This is a genomic window from Flavobacterium artemisiae (assembly GCF_042678225.1).
GTDB lineage: Bacteria > Bacteroidota > Bacteroidia > Flavobacteriales > Flavobacteriaceae > Flavobacterium > Flavobacterium artemisiae.
The window spans coordinates 950,398-967,082 of record NZ_JBHUDZ010000012.1; the positions used below are offsets into that span (position 1 = coordinate 950,398).

Here is a 16,685-nt window from a genome sequence, read left to right on the forward strand (position 1 = left end):
TTAATTGCAGACAAATGTTAAAAAAATTATTTTAACGTTTTTGGGATCAAACAAACGGGAATTGGATCCATTTTATGCTTGTTACTGGTGTTTAATCTTTTATAAATTTCAAAGACAGATTTTTCTCTCCCATCGAAGTCAGCCACCGTATTTCCTGACTCCGACGCTAACATGGCCCATTCTAATTCGTCGTAACTTGCACCTAATTGGTCTTCATCTGTTCGGTTGTCTCCAAAAAGTCCATCTGTCGGCGCAGCGCTTAAAATTGACTCCGGAATCGATAAAAATGCTCCTAAAGCATAAACATCTGACTTCATAAGATCGGCAATTGGACTCAAATCGACGCCGCCGTCGCCATATTTTGTGTAAAAACCTACTCCAAAATCTTCAACTTTGTTTCCGGTTCCGGCAACAAGTAAACCATGAATTCCTGCTAAATAATATAAAGAGGTCATTCTGATACGTGCACGTGTATTGGCTAAAGCTAAATTTACTTTTGCTTCATCATCAGTTTTAGGAACTGCGCTTTTAAAAGATTCAAAAACAGCAGTTAAATCTGTCTGAACGTTATCAACATTTGGGAAACGTTTTTTTAATTGATCAATATGTTCCTTTGCTCTGTTGACTTGACTTTCTGCCTGATGAATAGGCATTTCAACACATAAAACTTTCAGTCCTGTCTGCGCACATAAAGTTGAAGTTACAGCAGAATCTACGCCGCCTGAGATTCCGATTACAAATCCGTTTACTTTTGCATTCGCAGCATAATCTTTAAGCCACTCTACAATATGTGTATTTACTTTTTCTGTCTGAATTGTGCTTTTTTTAGCCATAATTGTTTAAGTTTTAAGATGCAGGGATGTATATTTGCAGAATTATTTGAAGTATGCATTTACTTTAAGTTCTGGTAACACAAATCTAATTAAAATAAAATGAAAATATATCGCTTTGCAGTGCTTCTGTGCCTGTTTTTTTTGTCTTGTGATCAAAAATCTAAGGTAGAAAAAGAAGTAGAAGAAATTCCGGTTGATGTTAAAATAGAACGTTTTGATAAAGTGTTTTTTGAAGCAAAACCAGAAGATCTTGCAAAAGTTAAAAAACAATATCCGTTCTTTTTTCCTGCAGGAACAGATGATAAAGTATGGATTGAAAAAATGCAGGCTCCAATTTGGAAAGATGTTTATGCAGAAGTTCAGAAAAAATACGGCAATTTTGAACCAGTTCATAAAGAGTTTGATGCACTTTTTCAGCACGTAAAATATTATTTTCCTAAAACCAAAACGCCTAAAGTAATTACGGTGATTGGTGAAATGGATTATACCGCAAAAGCAATTTATGCAGATAGTCTTGTAATTGTAGCTTTGGAATTGTATTTGGGTAAAGAACACGAATTTTATCAGTTTCCAAGTTATTTGAAACAGAATTTCGAAGAAAGACAAATAATGCCAGACGTGGTTTCGAGTTTTTCTTATAGAAATATTCCAAATTCATCAGATAAAACATTGCTTTCTCAAATGATTTTTGAAGGAAAACAATTGTATGCAAAAGATTTATTACTGCCAAATTATACAGATGCAGAAAAAATGGGATATACTCCAGAACAACTAAAATGGTGCGAAGAGAATGAAGCTTACATGTGGCGTTATTTCTTAGAAAACGAAATGTTGTATAACGTAGATCCAAAACTTAATACACGTTTTATAACGCCGGCTCCATTTTCTAAATTTTACTTAGAAATAGACAACGAATCACCAGGACGAACAGGTGCTTGGATAGGCTGGCAGATAGTACGTTCTTACATGAAAAATAATACTGTTTCTTTGGCTGAATTATTTAAAACCGAAGCCAAAGAGATTTTCGAAAAATCAAAATATAAACCTAAGAAATAATGGCAAATATAAACTCAGAGATTAAATTCAATATAGAATTAGATGAAAACCGCGTTCCTGAAAAGTTAACATGGAGCGCGCAGGATGGCGGTGTAAAAGCAGAAGAAGCAAAAGCAATTATGCTTTCTATCTGGGACAGTAAAGCAAAAGAAACTATGCGTATCGATTTATGGACAAAAGATATGCCGGTTGATGAAATGAAGATTTTCTTTCATCAGACATTAGTAGCAATGTCAGATACTTTTAAAAGAGCAACAGACGACGAAAAAATGTCAGACACAATGAAAGATTTCTGTGATTATTTTGCAGAGAAACTGGAATTGACTAAGCAGTAAAATTCCAATAAAAAAATCCCAAATTCTAATCGTAAAATTGGAATTTGGGATTTTTTATTAAATATTTTAAATTTTGGAACTTAATCCTTAAAATTCTGAGTTGTTTTTAAAAACTTCCTGATTCACTTCATCGATATAAGAAAGCAATTCTTCTTTTCCGATTGATTCTGTAGAAGAAGTTACAAAATACTGAGGCATTTCGGCCCAGTTATTCGCAAACATCTGTTTTTTGTAAGCGGCAATATGAGAATCGACTTTTACTTTACTGATTTTATCTGCTTTTGTAAAAATAATACAAAACGGAATCTCGCTTTCGCCCATATAAGACATGAATTCAATGTCAATATTTTGAGCTTCATGGCGAATATCGATTAAAACAAAAGCGCATACCAATTGTTGTCTGTTTTCGAAATAATCGGTAATAAATTGCTGAAAGATTGATTTTGTCTTTTTTGAAACTTTGGCATAACCATAACCTGGTAAATCGACCAAAAACCAATTGCTGTTAATCTTAAAGTGATTAATTAGCTGTGTTTTTCCTGGTTTTCCAGATGTTTTAGCTAAGTTTTTATTATTGGTAATCATATTAATCAATGATGACTTACCTACGTTAGATCTTCCAATAAAAGCATATTCTGGCAAAAATTCCGGAGGACATTTTGATGCGTCAGAATTGCTGACAATAAATTCGGCGGTGTTAATTTTCATGTTTCTTAGTTTTAAAACCTCCTAAAAAAAATAGATTTTAATGGCTATAAATTCTTTTCGGTAAGCCATTTTTCAAGAATTTCATTAAATTCCTGAGGGTGTTCCATCATCGCTGCGTGTCCGCATTTGTCAATCCAGTAAAGCGTTGAATTTGGTAAAAGTTTATCAAATTCTTCCGCAACATTTGGCGGTGTTACAGAGTCATTTTTACCCCAAATAATGCAGGTTTCTACATCCATTTTTGGTAAATCTTTAGCCATATTATGACGAATTGCGCTTTTGGCAATCGTAAGAGTTTTGATTAATTTGATGCGGTCATTCGCAGTTGCGTAGACTTCATCAATAAGTTCAGGAGTGGCAATTTTTGGATCATAAAATACAGCTTCCGCTTTTGTTTTTATGTATTCATAATCTCCTCTTCTTGGGTAACTGTCTCCCATTGCGCTCTCGTAAAGTCCAGAACTTCCGGTTATTACAAGTCCTGCGACTTTTTCAGGATACAATTTTGTGTGGTAAAGAGCGATATGTCCTCCAAGAGAATTTCCTAGAAGAATTACTTTGTCAAAACCTTTGTAGGTGATAAAATCTTTAACGTATTTGGCAAAGCTTTTTACGTTAGTTTTTAAAATACTCTGGGTATATATTGGCAAATCTGGAATAACAACTTTATATCCTTTTGTTGGGAAATATTGCGCTACACCATCAAAGTTACTAAGTCCTCCCATTAATCCGTGCAGAATAACGATTGGAGTTCCCTCTCCAGCTTCAAAATAGCTGTATTTGCCTTCTTTTTTATAGTGTTTGTCCATCTAATCTAATGCCAATTTCAATTTCGACAAATATAGGGTTAATTAAATAAAAATGAATTTTTGCTGCCATTTTTTAACTAGATAATTTGAGTAGAATTTATAAGTGATTAAAAATCAGTCCTTAAAGCGGGGTTTGTTATATTTCTAAATTGTTAAATCTATTGTGTTATAATTATTTTTTTAAGAGAATTACTATGTAAAATTTATAATTGTTAAAGGAAACTATTTCGATGCTGATTAATATGCAAAGTATTGATTAGGTATTAATTAGCGGAAGTGGTAGTAAAGTGGTTAAACTTATTAACAAAGTGGTAGAATGTGGTAGAATGTGGTAAAATTTTTTATATTTTTGCTGTATAACATGTTAACTAGTTTTTTTGAACACAATTGTTGGAACATATGAGTGTAAAGTTGATGCTAAAGGAAGGCTGATGATGCCTGCGCCTTTAAAAAAGCAATTGACTGCATCTCTTCAAGACGGTTTCGTTTTGAAGCGTTCTGTTTTTCAGCCGTGTTTAGAGTTGTATCCGATGGTAGAGTGGGATGCGATGATGAAAAAAATCAACAAGCTTAATCGCTTTGTAAAAAAGAACAACGATTTCATTAGAAGGTTTACGGCTGGTGTTAAAGTGGTTGAAGTTGATGCATTAGGAAGATTACTTGTGCCAAAAGACTTAGTGACTTTTGCGAGTATTTCTAAAGATGTTGTTTTTTCATCGGCGGTTAATATCGTAGAGATTTGGGATAAGGATTTATACGAAAAATCAATAAGCGGCGAAGATATGGATTTTGCAGATTTAGCCGAAGAAGTAATGGGAAATATTAATGACGACGAAGATGGAATATCATAATCCGGTTTTGCTTCATCCAACAGTTGATGGTTTAGATATTAAACCAGACGGAGTGTATGTAGATGTTACGTTTGGAGGCGGTGGTCATTCAAAAGAGATTTTAAGAAGATTAGGACCAAACGGAAAGCTGTTTGCATTTGACCAAGATGAAGATGCGCTTGCAAATGCACTGCCAGACGAGAGGTTTACTTTAATAAATGAAAACTTTAGATTCATAAAAAGGTTTCTGCGTTTTCATGGTGTTAAACAAGTTGACGGAATTTTGGCTGATTTAGGAGTTTCTTCTCATCAGTTTGATGTTCCCGAAAGAGGTTTTTCAACCCGATTTGATGCCGAGTTAGATATGCGGATGAGTCAGAAAAATGATTTAAATGCTTATCGTGTGGTTAACGAATATGAAGAACAGGATTTACGTCGTGTTTTTTTTGATTATGGGGAGTTGAAAAATGCACCGGTTCTGGCAAGGACAATTGTGGAAGCAAGAAAAGATCATCCGATTAAAACGACAGATGAATTAAAAGAAGTTCTTAAAAAATATTTGCCGGAGAAAGTTCGAAATAAAATTTTGGCTCAGATTTATCAAGCTATTCGAATCGAGGTAAATCAAGAAATGGATGTTTTAAAAGAATTTATTGAGCAGTCATTAGAAATTTTGAAACAGGGCGGAAGATTTTCTGTTATCTCTTATCATTCTTTAGAAGATCGATTGGTAAAAAGATTTATCAAAAACGGAATGTTTGAAGGAGAACCAGAAAGAGATTTTTACGGAAATTTTTCAGTTCCATTTAAAACAATAGGAAAACTGATTGTTCCAGATAACGAAGAAATAAAAATTAATAACAGAGCCAGAAGCGCGAAGTTGAGAATTGCTGAAAAAATATAATACATATATATAGGTAGAAAATGAAAGGTGGAGTATTTAGTATATTAAAAGCAAGATTTCTGATTCATGAAGATGCAGTAAAAAACTGGAGATTCATTGTTTTCATAATTCTGCTGGCTATTTTGATGATTGCCAATACGCAGCGATACGAACAGAAGGTTTTTGAAATTGCGAAATTAAATAATGAAGTGAAAGAATTGCGATCTGAATTTGTAGATCGACGTTCAGAATTGATGAAATTAAAAATGGAGTCGACTATTTCGGATAAAATGCAGGAAAAGCAAATTTTTCCGTCGACAGTTCCTCCAATAAAAATAGAAGTTAAAAAAGAAGAAGAAAAAGGTTTCTTTAAAAGAATATGGCAGTAGAAGATAAACATATATCCTACAGAATTTACCTAGTAGCAGTTTTCATCTTTTTGATGGCAATTGCTATTGTCGTTAAATTAACCAATATTCAATGGGTTCAGGGTGATCATTACCGTCAGCTGGCAAAACAGCGTACGGTGAGAAACTTTGTAATTCCAGCCAATAAAGGAAATATTTATTCTGCTGACGGAAGTTTACTGGCAACATCAATCCCAAATTATGAGATTCGTTTTGATGCAAAAGCGCCGAAATTAGAAACTTTTGAAAAATATGTAAAACAATTATCAGATTCTCTGGCAACTGTTTTGGATAGACCGGCGGGTTATTATGAGAAAGAATTAAGAAAAGCGAGAGCAAATAAAAACCGTTATTATTTAATTGCCCGTAATCTTAGTTACACAGAATATGTAAAAATTAAAGGTTTTCCATTATTTAATTTAGGAGCTTTTAAAGGTGGGATTATTGTTGAACAAGAAACGGTTAGAAAACACCCAATCGGAAAAATTGCTGAAAGAACAATTGGATACGACCGAATTGATCCAGCAACTGGAGTGGAAGTTGGAAAAGGAATTGAATGGGCGTTTAAAAATTATTTGAACGGAAAAGATGGTAAAATTCTAAAACAGAAAATTGCAAAAGGCCAATGGAAGCCAATTCGTGATGTAAACGAAGTAGATCCAATTGATGGTTACGATGTAATTTCGACTATAGATGTTTTTATTCAGGATATTGCGCACCACGCTTTGTTGAAACAATTGGAAGATTACGAAGCAGATCACGGTTGTGTGGTAGTAATGGAAACAGAAACGGGTTACGTAAAAGCAATTTCGAATTTAGGAAGAGCAGAAGACGGATCGTATTATGAAACTACAAATTATGCTGTTGCTGAATCTCATGAGCCAGGTTCAACTTTTAAACTAGTTGATTTAATGGCGATTCTAGAAGATAAAGTGGCAGATACAAGTAAGGTTTATGATACTCATGGAGGAGTAGTAAAATATTATGGGCGTAGTGTTCGTGATTCGCATAATGGAGGTTACGGAAAAGTTTCTTTAGCACGCGGATTTGAACTTTCGTCAAATACTGTTATGGTTCAGGCGGTTTATGAAAATTACAAAAGCAACCCGTCAAAGTTTATAGATCATATCAAAAGTTGGGGATTAAATAAAACTTTGGGTTTGCATTTTAAAGGAGAAGGAAGACCAAGAATTCCACAACCGGGAGATAAAAGCTGGTCAGGAATTTCACTTCCGTGGATGGCCTTTGGATATGAAGTTTCGGTTACGCCGATGCAGACTTTGACATTATATAATTCTGTAGCCAATAATGGTGTCATGGTAAAACCGCAATTCGTGTCAGAAATTAAAGAATGGAATAAAACCATCAAAAAGTTTGATACAGAAGTAATGAACCCAAAAGTTTGTTCGCCTGAAACACTTAAAAAAGTAAAAGCTGTATTGCAAAATGTGGTGAAGAAAGGAACAGGTTCTAAGTTGTATTCGAAAGATTTCTCGATGGCTGGAAAAACAGGAACGGCTCAGATGAATTACGGTGGTGTAAAAGGGAAGTCAGATTTGTATTATGCGTCATCTTTCGTAGGGTATTTTCCAGCAGATCATCCAAAATATTCTTGTATTGTAGTGGTTCATAAACCAAATACATCCAAAAATAATTATTACGGAGCAGACGTTGCGGGACCGGTTTTTAAAAGAATCGCACAAAAGATTTTTACAGATGCGCCTTCAACCAATAGAATAAAACAGCTGGATTCTAAAATTGCAAAACAAGAAACGAGCTATGATAAGTATGATTTGGATTCAAGAAAGAAAACAAATCAGATTCCAGATTTAAAAGGAATGCCTGGAATGGACGCAATTGCTTTACTAGAAAATTTAGGTTTGAAAGTAAGGGTAAATGGGATGGGAAAAGTTAAGAATCAATCTATTCAGGCTGGAACTAGTATTAGCAAAAACACAACAATTGTATTAGAATTATCGTGAAAGTATTAAAAGACATATTATATAAAGTTGCAATAGAATCTGTAAAAGGTTCTACAGATATTGCTGTTCATAAAATTGAATTTGATTCACGTAAAGTAGAAGCAAATGACATTTTTGTGGCTATTCGCGGAACACTTTCAGATGGCCACGATTATATCGGAAAAGCTATTGAGTTGGGTGCAAAAGCAATTATTTGCGATACGCTTCCAGCAGCTATTGCTGAAAATGTGACTTATATTCAGGTAAAAGATACTAATACGGCTTTGGCTTTTGTGGCAGCTAATTATTTTGAAGATCCTTCTTCAAAACTAAAATTAGTTGGTGTAACAGGAACAAATGGTAAAACGACGATTGCGTCATTGTTGTTTCAGATGTTTGAAAAAGCAGGATTTAAAGTTGGTTTGTTATCAACTGTAAAAATCATGGTGAATGATACAGAATATCCTGCAACGCATACAACGCCAGATTCTTTGACAATCAATCATTATTTAAATGAAATGGTTGAAGCTGGAGTTACGCATTGTTTTATGGAAGTAAGTTCGCATGGAATCCACCAAAAACGTACAGAAGCTTTGCATTTTGTGGGCGGAATTTTTACGAATCTTTCTCACGATCACTTGGATTATCATCCAACTTTTGCAGAATATAGAGACGTTAAAAAGTCATTTTTTGATTCGCTGCCAAAAACTGCTTTCGTTTTAACGAACATTGACGATAAAAATGGAGCGGTTGTGCTTCAAAATACTGCAGCAAAGAAATTGACATACGCTTTAAAATCATATGCTGATTATAGAGCACAGATTTTAGAAAGCCAATTGTCTGGTTTGTTATTGAAAATAAACGACAATGAAGTTTGGGTAAAGCTGATTGGTACATTCAACGCTTACAATGTTTTAGCAATTTATGGAACAGCAGTAGAGCTTGGGATTGATAGCCTTGAAGCGTTGCGCTTATTGTCTGATTTAGAAAGTGTTTCGGGTCGTTTTCAATATATCGTTTCAGATGGAAACATCACAGCGATTGTAGATTACGCACATACGCCGGATGCATTAGAAAATGTTTTAAAAACGATAAATGATATTCGTACTAAAAACGAACAATTGATTACAGTTGTAGGCTGCGGAGGAAATCGTGATAAAACAAAGCGCCCAATAATGGCAAAAATTGCTTCAGATTTAAGTACTAAAGCAATTTTGACTTCAGACAATCCAAGAAATGAAGATCCAGAAGTGATTTTGGACGAAATGGAACAGGGAGTTGAGCCTCATAATTATAAAAAAATGCTTCGAATTACTGATAGAAAACAAGCAATTAAAACAGCTTGTCAGTTAGCAGAAGCTAAAGATATTATCCTGATTGCAGGAAAAGGACATGAAGCCTATCAAGAAATAAAAGGGGTTCGCCACCATTTTGATGATATGGAGACGGTTAAAGAAATTTTAGAGCAACTAACAAAATAACAAAATGGAAATTCCAAGTTCCAATTTAAGTTGGAATTTAAAAATTGGAATTTAATTCGAAATCGGAATTTAAAAAATAGAAAAATATGCTGTACTACTTATTCGAATATTTTGACAAGACATTGGATCTTCCTGGAACAGGAGTTTTCCAGTACATCACATTTAGATCAGCTTTGGCATTTATGCTTTCGTTGCTTTTGTCAACAATTTACGGTAAAAGAATTATCAACTTTTTGCGTCGTCAGCAAGTTGGTGAAACAGTTCGTGAATTAGGTCTTGCAGGTCAAAATGAAAAAGCAGGTACACCAACAATGGGAGGTTTGATTATTATTTTCGCAACCTTACTGCCGGTTTTGTTATTTGCACGTTTGCATAACATTTATATCGTATTGCTTATTGTAACTACTTTATGGATGGGAACAATTGGTTTTGTTGACGATTATATCAAAATATTCAAAAAAGATAAACAAGGTTTAAAAGGTATTTTTAAAGTTATTGGTCAAGTTGGTTTAGGGATTATCGTTGGAGCGGTTTTGTATTTTAATCCAGCTGTTACGGTGAGAACAGATACGGGCCGTACAGACGTTTTTAGAGGAGCTGTAAATTCAACTGTAATTGTTCCAGCAGGTATTGAAGAAAAATCTACAGCAACGACAATTCCGTTCGTAAAAAACAACGAATTTGATTACGCAGAAGTATTGTCATTTATGGGAGATGGATATGAGAAATGGGCTTGGTTGATTTTTATTCCTGTTGTGATTTTTATCATCACAGCAGTTTCAAACGGAGCTAATTTAACAGACGGAATCGACGGACTCGCCGCAGGAACCTCGGCAATATCGGTCCTCGCGCTCGGGATTTTTACATTCGTTTCGGGTAATATCATTTTTTCGAATTATCTGAACATTATGTATATCCCTAATTCGGGAGAAATGACCGTCTTTATTTCAGCCTTTGTAGGAGCGTTGATCGGATTTCTTTGGTACAATTCATTTCCAGCCTCGGTATTTATGGGAGATACGGGAAGTTTAACAATTGGAGGAATCATCGCAGTTTTGGCAATTGCAGTGCGTAAAGAAATATTAATTGTTTTGTTCTGTGGAATTTTCTTAGCAGAAAGTGCTTCAGTAATTATTCAGGTAACTTATTTTAAATATACCAAAAAACGTTTTGGCGAAGGAAGAAGAATATTTCTAATGTCGCCTTTGCATCATCACTATCAGAAAAAAGGATATCACGAAAGTAAAATCGTAACCCGTTTCTGGATTGTTGCCGTAATGTTAGCCATTTTATCAATCATTACTTTAAAATTAAGATAAATGAGATTGGTGGTTTTAGGAGGAGGAGAAAGTGGTGTAGGAACCGCAATCCTAGGGAAGAAACAAGGATATGAAGTTTTTGTTTCTGATTTCGGAAAGATAAAAGAGAGTTATAAAGAAGTTCTTATCATTAATAAAATTGCCTGGGAAGAAGAGCAGCACACAGAAGATTTAATCTTGAATGCTGATGTTGTAATGAAAAGCCCGGGAATTCCAGAAAAGTCGCCAATTGTAAAAAAACTGGTGGAGAAAGGAATAAAAGTAATTTCTGAAATAGAATTTGCAAAACCTTACACAGAAGCTTTAACGGTTGGAATTACGGGAAGTAACGGTAAAACAACTACAACAATGCTGACCTATCATCTGTTAAAATCTGCAGGATTAAATGTGGGTTTAGGGGGTAATATCGGAAAGAGTTTTGCCTGGCAGGTAGCTGAAAACAAATACGATGCCTACGTTCTTGAATTAAGCAGTTTTCAATTAGACGGAATTATAGATTATCGGCCGGATATTGCCATAATTACAAACATAAGTCCAGATCATTTAGATCGATATGAATATAAATATGAAAATTATATCAATTCGAAATTTAGGATCACGATGAACCAGACCGAAAGCGATTATCTGATTTACGACGCAGATGATGAAGCTAGTACAGAATGGTTAAAAAACAACAAAACAAAAGCAAAATTAATTCCTTTTTCATTGACGAAAAGTTTTGACGAAGGAGCTTCTATAAATAACAACAAAATGGAAATAAAGATCAACCAAGAAGAGTTTACAATGGATACAGAACACATTGCGTTAGAAGGAAAACATAATATGAAAAACGCAATGGCAGCAAGCTCGGTAGCAAAATTGATGCAGATTAGAAATGCAACAATCCGCGAAAGTTTATCTAATTTCCAAGGTGTTGAACACCGTTTAGAAAAAGTATTAAAAATACAAAACGTTCAATATATCAACGATTCAAAAGCAACAAATGTAAACGCTACTTTCTTTGCTTTAGACAGTATGAATGCGCCAACAGTTTGGATTGTGGGAGGTGTTGACAAAGGAAACGATTACAACGAATTAATGTCATTGGTTCGCGAGAAAGTAAAAGCAATTATTTGTCTTGGTGTTGACAATAGAAAAATAATTGACGCTTTCGGAAATGTTGTCGACATTATGGTTGAAGTTAATAATATGAACGATGCTGTAAAAACAGCTCAAAGATTGACAGAAAAAGGTGATGTAGTTTTATTGTCTCCAGCCTGCGCAAGTTTCGATTTATTCGAAAACTACGAAGACAGAGGAAAACAATTCAAGCAAGCGGTGCACAACTTGTAATGTATTAGTTTCAAGTTTCAGGTTTCAAGTTGACTCCTGAAACTTGAAACCTGAAACAAGAAAAACCTGAAACAAAAGATTATGAAAGAACTCGTAAATAAACTAAAAGGAGACAGAGTAATATGGTCATTCGTGGCTTTATTAGCATTGTTTTCGTTTATGCCTGTTTTTAGTGCGAGTAGTAATTTGGCCTATATCGGACACGGAACAGGAAATACGCTTGGATATTTGGTTAAACATTTGGCGCATATCTGCATCGGATTTTTGATTATTTACTGGGTTCACAAGGTGCCGTATCATTATTTTAGGGCAATTTCTAAAATTGCGCTTCCTGTCGTGTGGCTTTTGTTATTGTACACTTTGCTGAAAGGAACTGTAATTGCAGGTGCAAATGCGAGTCGTTGGATTCAGGTTCCGTTTATCGGAATTACATTTCAGACTTCGACTTTAGCGGCAAGCGTTCTGTTTATTTACGTGGCGAGATATTTATCAAAAAAGAAAGAAGAGAATGAGCCTTTTCAAACGTCGTTTATACAGCTTTGGATTCCGGTATTCATTACTTTGATTTTGATTTTACCAGCCAACTTTTCAACCACGGCATTGATTTTTGCTATGGTAATGATGTTGACGTTCATTGGGAAATATCCATTAAAATATATTGGATTCATTATAGGTTCAGGAATTGCGATGCTGGCATTTTTCCTTTTGGTGGCAAAAGCATTTCCAGAATCAAGATTCTTTAGCAGGGTTTCAACATGGGAAAGTCGTATTGCAAACTTTACTACAGATAAACCAGACGAAGATGATTATCAAATTGAAAAAGCAAAAATTGCCATTGCATCTGGACAATTTGGTGGATTGGGACCAGGAAAAAGTGTTCAAAAGAACTTTTTACCGCAATCGTCTTCCGACTTTATTTACGCCATTATTGTAGAAGAATATGGCTTAATTGGTGGTGTTTCGATTGTGATTTTATATTTATTGCTTTTGTTCCGATTTGTGATTGCTTCGCATAAAGCCAATACGCTTTTTGGAAAACTCGTGGTAATCGCACTTGGCTTTCCAATGATATTTCAGGCGATGATCAATATGGCGGTTGCTGTTGAATTATTGCCGGTAACGGGACAAACACTTCCACTGATAAGTTCTGGAGGTAGTTCGATTTGGATGACTTGTTTCTCTTTGGGAATTATTATTAGTGTGACGAGAAAAGAAGAAGAAATAGCTGAAGAGAAAGTAGAAAAAGAAAAACGTAAAGAAGCGCTTCAAAGATTAATTGATAAAGAACTGGCGGAAGAAGATTTGCCAGTAGATGAAAGAGAAGAAATTTACGAAGAAGAAGCGATGTATTCTATTCAGGATAATTCAAGAAATCCTATGAATGCAGTTTTAAATAAATAAAAACAAACATTGTAATTTTTAGAAAAATGAAAAATTATAGATTCATACTTAGTGGCGGCGGAACAGGAGGGCATATCTATCCTGCGATTGCGATTGCGAATGAATTAAAATTACAATTTCCTGATGCAGAATTTCTTTTTGTAGGTGCCAAAGATAAAATGGAAATGCAGAAAGTACCTCAGGCAGGTTACGAAATAAAAGGTCTTTGGATCGCAGGTTTACAGCGAAAACTGACTTTGCAAAATATGATGTTTCCATTAAAACTCGCAAGCAGTTTATTGGAATCAAAAAGAATTATCCGAAAGTTTAAGCCAAATGTGGTAATTGGAACTGGAGGTTTTGCTAGCGGACCGTTATTGCAAGCAGCAGGTTCGGCAGGAATTCCGACTGTGGTTCAGGAACAGAATTCTTTTCCAGGAATTACAAACAAATTGTTGAGCAAAAAAGCGAATGCAATTTGTGTGGCTTACGAAAATTTAGAACGCTTTTTTCCAAAAGAAAAAATTGTTTTGACAGGAAATCCGGTTCGTCAGGATTTGATTGATATTGAAAGTAAGCGCGACGAAGCAATTGCGTTTTACGGTTTAGATCCGAATAAAAAAACATTGTTGATTTTAGGCGGCAGTTTAGGTGCAAGAAGAATCAATCAATTAATTGAAAAAGAATTACAAAATTTTCTTTCGCAAAACGTTCAGGTAATCTGGCAGTGCGGAAAATTATATTTTGAAGATTATAAAAAATACAATCAGCCAAATGTAAAAGTGGTTGATTTTATTGAAAGAATGGATTTTGTTTACGCAGCTTCAGATGTCATAATTTCACGCGCAGGAGCATCGTCAGTATCAGAATTGTGCATTGTAGGGAAACCAGTGATTTTTATTCCGTCACCCAATGTAGCTGAGGATCATCAAACTAAAAATGCTCAGGCAATCGTGGAAGCAAAAGGTGCAATTTTGTTGAAAGAATCTGAGTTAGAAACCGAGTTTAGCATTGTTTTTGAAGCGCTGCTGAAAGATCACGGAAAACAGAAACAATTAAGCGATAATATTAAAAAACTGGCTCGTCCAGATGCAACAAAGCAAATTGTAGAACAGATTAAAAAGTTGTTATAATATAACTTTTAAAGGAAATTATACAACATCAAAAATAAATTTGAACGCTATTTTAGGCAATTTAGGCCTCTAACCAGCTAAAAATTATAAAGGTTTAATAGTTAGTTTTTTACAAAAATAAAGAATTAGTAAAGGTCTGAAAAACAAGAATTAAAAATGAATTTAAATCAAATACAAAACGTTTACTTTATTGGTATTGGCGGCATCGGAATGAGTGCTCTGGCACGTTATTTCAAATTTATCGGGAAACAGGTTTCTGGTTACGATAAAACGCCTTCTATGCTTACCACTGAATTAATCGAAAGTGGTATTGATATTCATTTTGAAGATGATATTAATTTAATTCCCAAAGATTACTATGTAGAAAATACATTGGTAATTTTTACTCCGGCGGTTCCTAAAACACATTCAGAGTGGAATTATTTCATTGAAAGAAATTACGAAGTTAAAAAACGTGCAGAGGTTCTTGGAATTATAAGCAAAGATACTTTTTGTTTTGCAGTAGCGGGGACGCACGGAAAAACAACAACTTCTAGTATTCTTGGGCATATTTTGTTTCAAAGCGGTGCAGATGTTACAGCTTTTATTGGCGGAATTGTAGAGAATTATAATTCAAATCTTATCGGAAGCGGTAAAACAGTTACAGTTGTTGAAGCGGATGAATTTGATAGATCGTTTTTGCATTTACGTCCCGATATTGCCTGTGTGACTTCTATGGATGCAGATCATTTGGATATTTATGGAACAAGTGATGCAATTGAAGAGTCTTTTAGAGAATTTGCTTCGAAAGTTGAAGATAGAAATAAACTCTTCATTACAAACGAATTACCATTAGATGGTGTTCAATGTGCTGTAAATGAAGATGCTGTATATAAAGCGTTTAATGTTAGGATAGAAGATAGCAGTTATGTTTTTGATGTGCAGACGCCGTCAGAAATTATGAAAGAGCTGCGTTTTGGACTGCCTGGCAGACATAATTTAATGAATGTATTAATGGCTATTGCAATGGCGAAAACGTACGGCATTGCGACCGATGCTATCGCAAAAGCAATTGCGTCATTCAACGGGATTAGAAGACGTTTTTCATATCAAATTAAAAGTGAAAACTTAGTTTATATTGATGATTATGCGCATCATCCAACAGAAATAAATGCTGTTCATCAGGCGGTTAGAGAGCTTTATCCGGGTAAAAAAGTATTGGCGGTTTTTCAACCGCATTTATTCAGTAGAACAAAAGATTTTGTTGACGGGTTTGCTGCAAGTTTGTCTCAGTTTGATGAAGTTTTTTTATTGGATATTTATCCAGCGAGAGAACTTCCAATGGAAGGAGTTACTTCTGAATGGTTGTTAGGAAAAATGACAAATTCGAACAAAAAAATTGTTGCAAAAGAAAATTTATTAGGTGAAATCAAAGCCAGTGATGCACCAATAATTGTAACAATAGGAGCTGGTGATTTAGGTGAAATGGTTCCTTCAATTAAAAAGATTTTAAATGAAAATATTTAATTGGGCAAATATACGTTTGGTTCTCATTTTAGGGGCTGCGGTCTTTTTATATTCATTCGCACAACATCGAAATGGCGATAGAAAATTGAAGAAATCGATGGTTGTTTTTGTAGGGGAGAATACACTTTTTGTGAAGCCTGAATCGGTTAATAAATTGTTAATAGAAAATAAACGCGACGCTTCCACTATTAGAAAAGATGAAGTAGATTTGAATAAGATAGAGAAAATCCTTGATGCGCAAGACATGATTGAAAAGTCAGACGTTTTTGTAAGTATCGATGGTGTTCTAAAAGCAGTAGTAAAACAGAAGACGCCCATAGCAAGAGTTTATGATGGCGGCGCTTCCTTTTATATTGACTACGAGGGTAATAAAATGCCATTGTCAGACAATTTCACTGCGCGCGTTCCTCTTGTTTCGGGGGCAATAAATGAAAAAAATAACGAAGATTTAGCTGCTTTATTTCGCACAATTTATGACGATGCGTTTTTGAAAAAAAACATCATTGCTATACAAATTATGCCGAATGGCAGCCTAAAAATGTTTAATCGAAACTTTGATTACTTCATAGATTTTGGAAGAACAATGAATGTTGATAAAAAATTTAGAAACTATAAAGCGTTTTTTCAAAAAGCAGTTTTAGATAGTTCGTTATACAAATACAGTAAGATTGACCTTAGGTTTACGGAACAAGTAGTTTGCACTAAATAATAG

16 protein-coding genes are annotated in these 16,685 nt (G+C 34.6%); 13 read left to right on the forward strand and 3 right to left on the reverse strand.

Translation table 11 applies throughout. From position 1 onward, the window contains the following. Window positions 1–26: 26 nt before the first annotated feature. A complete protein-coding gene (gene nadE / locus ACFSC2_RS14795) occupies window positions 27–833 on the reverse strand; it encodes an NAD(+) synthase (protein ID WP_379814641.1) in 807 nt (268 codons plus the stop codon). Between the two features lie 99 nt (window positions 834–932). On the opposite strand from nadE, the gene gldB reads away from it, so the two are divergent. After that, a complete protein-coding gene (gene gldB, locus ACFSC2_RS14800; RefSeq protein ID WP_379814640.1) occupies window positions 933–1,889 on the forward strand; it encodes a gliding motility lipoprotein GldB in 957 nt (318 codons plus the stop codon). After that, window positions 1,889–2,224, forward strand: coding sequence for a gliding motility protein GldC (gldC, locus tag ACFSC2_RS14805; protein WP_289665132.1), 336 nt, complete (start codon window positions 1,889–1,891; stop codon window positions 2,222–2,224). The genes gldB and gldC overlap by 1 nt, the downstream gene beginning before the upstream one ends. Window positions 2,225–2,311: 87 nt before the next feature. Here gldC and yihA read toward each other — a convergent pair whose 3' ends face one another. Both yihA and ACFSC2_RS14815 read right to left on the reverse strand, forming a co-directional pair. Next, window positions 2,312–2,932: a ribosome biogenesis GTP-binding protein YihA/YsxC gene (gene yihA, locus ACFSC2_RS14810; protein ID WP_379814639.1), complete on the reverse strand. Its 621-nt coding sequence runs from the start codon at window positions 2,930–2,932 to the stop codon at window positions 2,312–2,314. Between the two features lie 44 nt (window positions 2,933–2,976). Continuing rightward, complete coding sequence (locus ACFSC2_RS14815; protein ID WP_379814638.1) at window positions 2,977–3,741, reverse strand: alpha/beta fold hydrolase; 765 nt, start codon at window positions 3,739–3,741, stop codon at window positions 2,977–2,979. Window positions 3,742–4,118: 377 nt separating this feature from the next. Between ACFSC2_RS14815 and ACFSC2_RS14820 the strand changes: the two genes are divergently transcribed. The 11 genes from ACFSC2_RS14820 to ACFSC2_RS14870 all read left to right on the forward strand — a co-directional run bounded on the left by ACFSC2_RS14820 (window position 4,119) and on the right by ACFSC2_RS14870 (window position 16,682). Further along, entirely contained in the window at window positions 4,119–4,592 is a 474-nt protein-coding gene (locus ACFSC2_RS14820; RefSeq protein WP_035691746.1) for a division/cell wall cluster transcriptional repressor MraZ, read from the forward strand. Further along, on the forward strand, window positions 4,567–5,475 hold the full coding sequence (gene rsmH / locus ACFSC2_RS14825; RefSeq protein WP_379814637.1) for a 16S rRNA (cytosine(1402)-N(4))-methyltransferase RsmH: 909 nt from the start codon (window positions 4,567–4,569) through the stop codon (window positions 5,473–5,475). Before ACFSC2_RS14820 ends, rsmH begins: the two co-directional genes overlap by 26 nt. Before the next feature lie 20 nt (window positions 5,476–5,495). Next, on the forward strand, window positions 5,496–5,843 hold the full coding sequence (locus tag ACFSC2_RS14830; RefSeq protein WP_379814636.1) for an FtsL-like putative cell division protein: 348 nt from the start codon (window positions 5,496–5,498) through the stop codon (window positions 5,841–5,843). After that, on the forward strand, window positions 5,834–7,843 hold the full coding sequence (locus tag ACFSC2_RS14835; RefSeq protein WP_379814634.1) for a penicillin-binding protein: 2,010 nt from the start codon (window positions 5,834–5,836) through the stop codon (window positions 7,841–7,843). The genes ACFSC2_RS14830 and ACFSC2_RS14835 overlap by 10 nt, the downstream gene beginning before the upstream one ends. Further along, the gene (locus ACFSC2_RS14840) at window positions 7,840–9,303 is read left to right on the forward strand and encodes a UDP-N-acetylmuramoyl-L-alanyl-D-glutamate--2,6-diaminopimelate ligase (protein ID WP_379814632.1); all 1,464 of its coding nucleotides are present in this window, start codon (window positions 7,840–7,842) and stop codon (window positions 9,301–9,303) included. Before ACFSC2_RS14835 ends, ACFSC2_RS14840 begins: the two co-directional genes overlap by 4 nt. Before the next feature lie 86 nt (window positions 9,304–9,389). Continuing rightward, on the forward strand, window positions 9,390–10,622 hold the full coding sequence (gene mraY / locus ACFSC2_RS14845) for a phospho-N-acetylmuramoyl-pentapeptide-transferase (protein WP_379814630.1): 1,233 nt from the start codon (window positions 9,390–9,392) through the stop codon (window positions 10,620–10,622). Beyond that, the gene (murD, locus tag ACFSC2_RS14850; protein ID WP_379814629.1) at window positions 10,623–11,954 is read left to right on the forward strand and encodes a UDP-N-acetylmuramoyl-L-alanine--D-glutamate ligase; all 1,332 of its coding nucleotides are present in this window, start codon (window positions 10,623–10,625) and stop codon (window positions 11,952–11,954) included. It abuts the gene before it with no gap. 81 nt (window positions 11,955–12,035) lie between these two features. Further along, window positions 12,036–13,355: an FtsW/RodA/SpoVE family cell cycle protein gene (locus ACFSC2_RS14855; RefSeq protein ID WP_379814628.1), complete on the forward strand. Its 1,320-nt coding sequence runs from the start codon at window positions 12,036–12,038 to the stop codon at window positions 13,353–13,355. A 26-nt stretch (window positions 13,356–13,381) separates the two neighbouring features. Next, a complete protein-coding gene (gene murG, locus ACFSC2_RS14860) occupies window positions 13,382–14,467 on the forward strand; it encodes an undecaprenyldiphospho-muramoylpentapeptide beta-N-acetylglucosaminyltransferase (RefSeq protein WP_379814627.1) in 1,086 nt (361 codons plus the stop codon). Between the two features lie 156 nt (window positions 14,468–14,623). Next, window positions 14,624–15,973: a UDP-N-acetylmuramate--L-alanine ligase gene (gene murC, locus ACFSC2_RS14865; RefSeq protein ID WP_379814626.1), complete on the forward strand. Its 1,350-nt coding sequence runs from the start codon at window positions 14,624–14,626 to the stop codon at window positions 15,971–15,973. Continuing rightward, window positions 15,960–16,682 (forward strand): cell division protein FtsQ/DivIB, encoded by a 723-nt coding sequence (locus tag ACFSC2_RS14870; protein ID WP_379814624.1) that lies wholly within the window; start codon window positions 15,960–15,962, stop codon window positions 16,680–16,682. Before murC ends, ACFSC2_RS14870 begins: the two co-directional genes overlap by 14 nt. The last annotated feature ends 3 nt before the right edge of the window (window positions 16,683–16,685 follow it).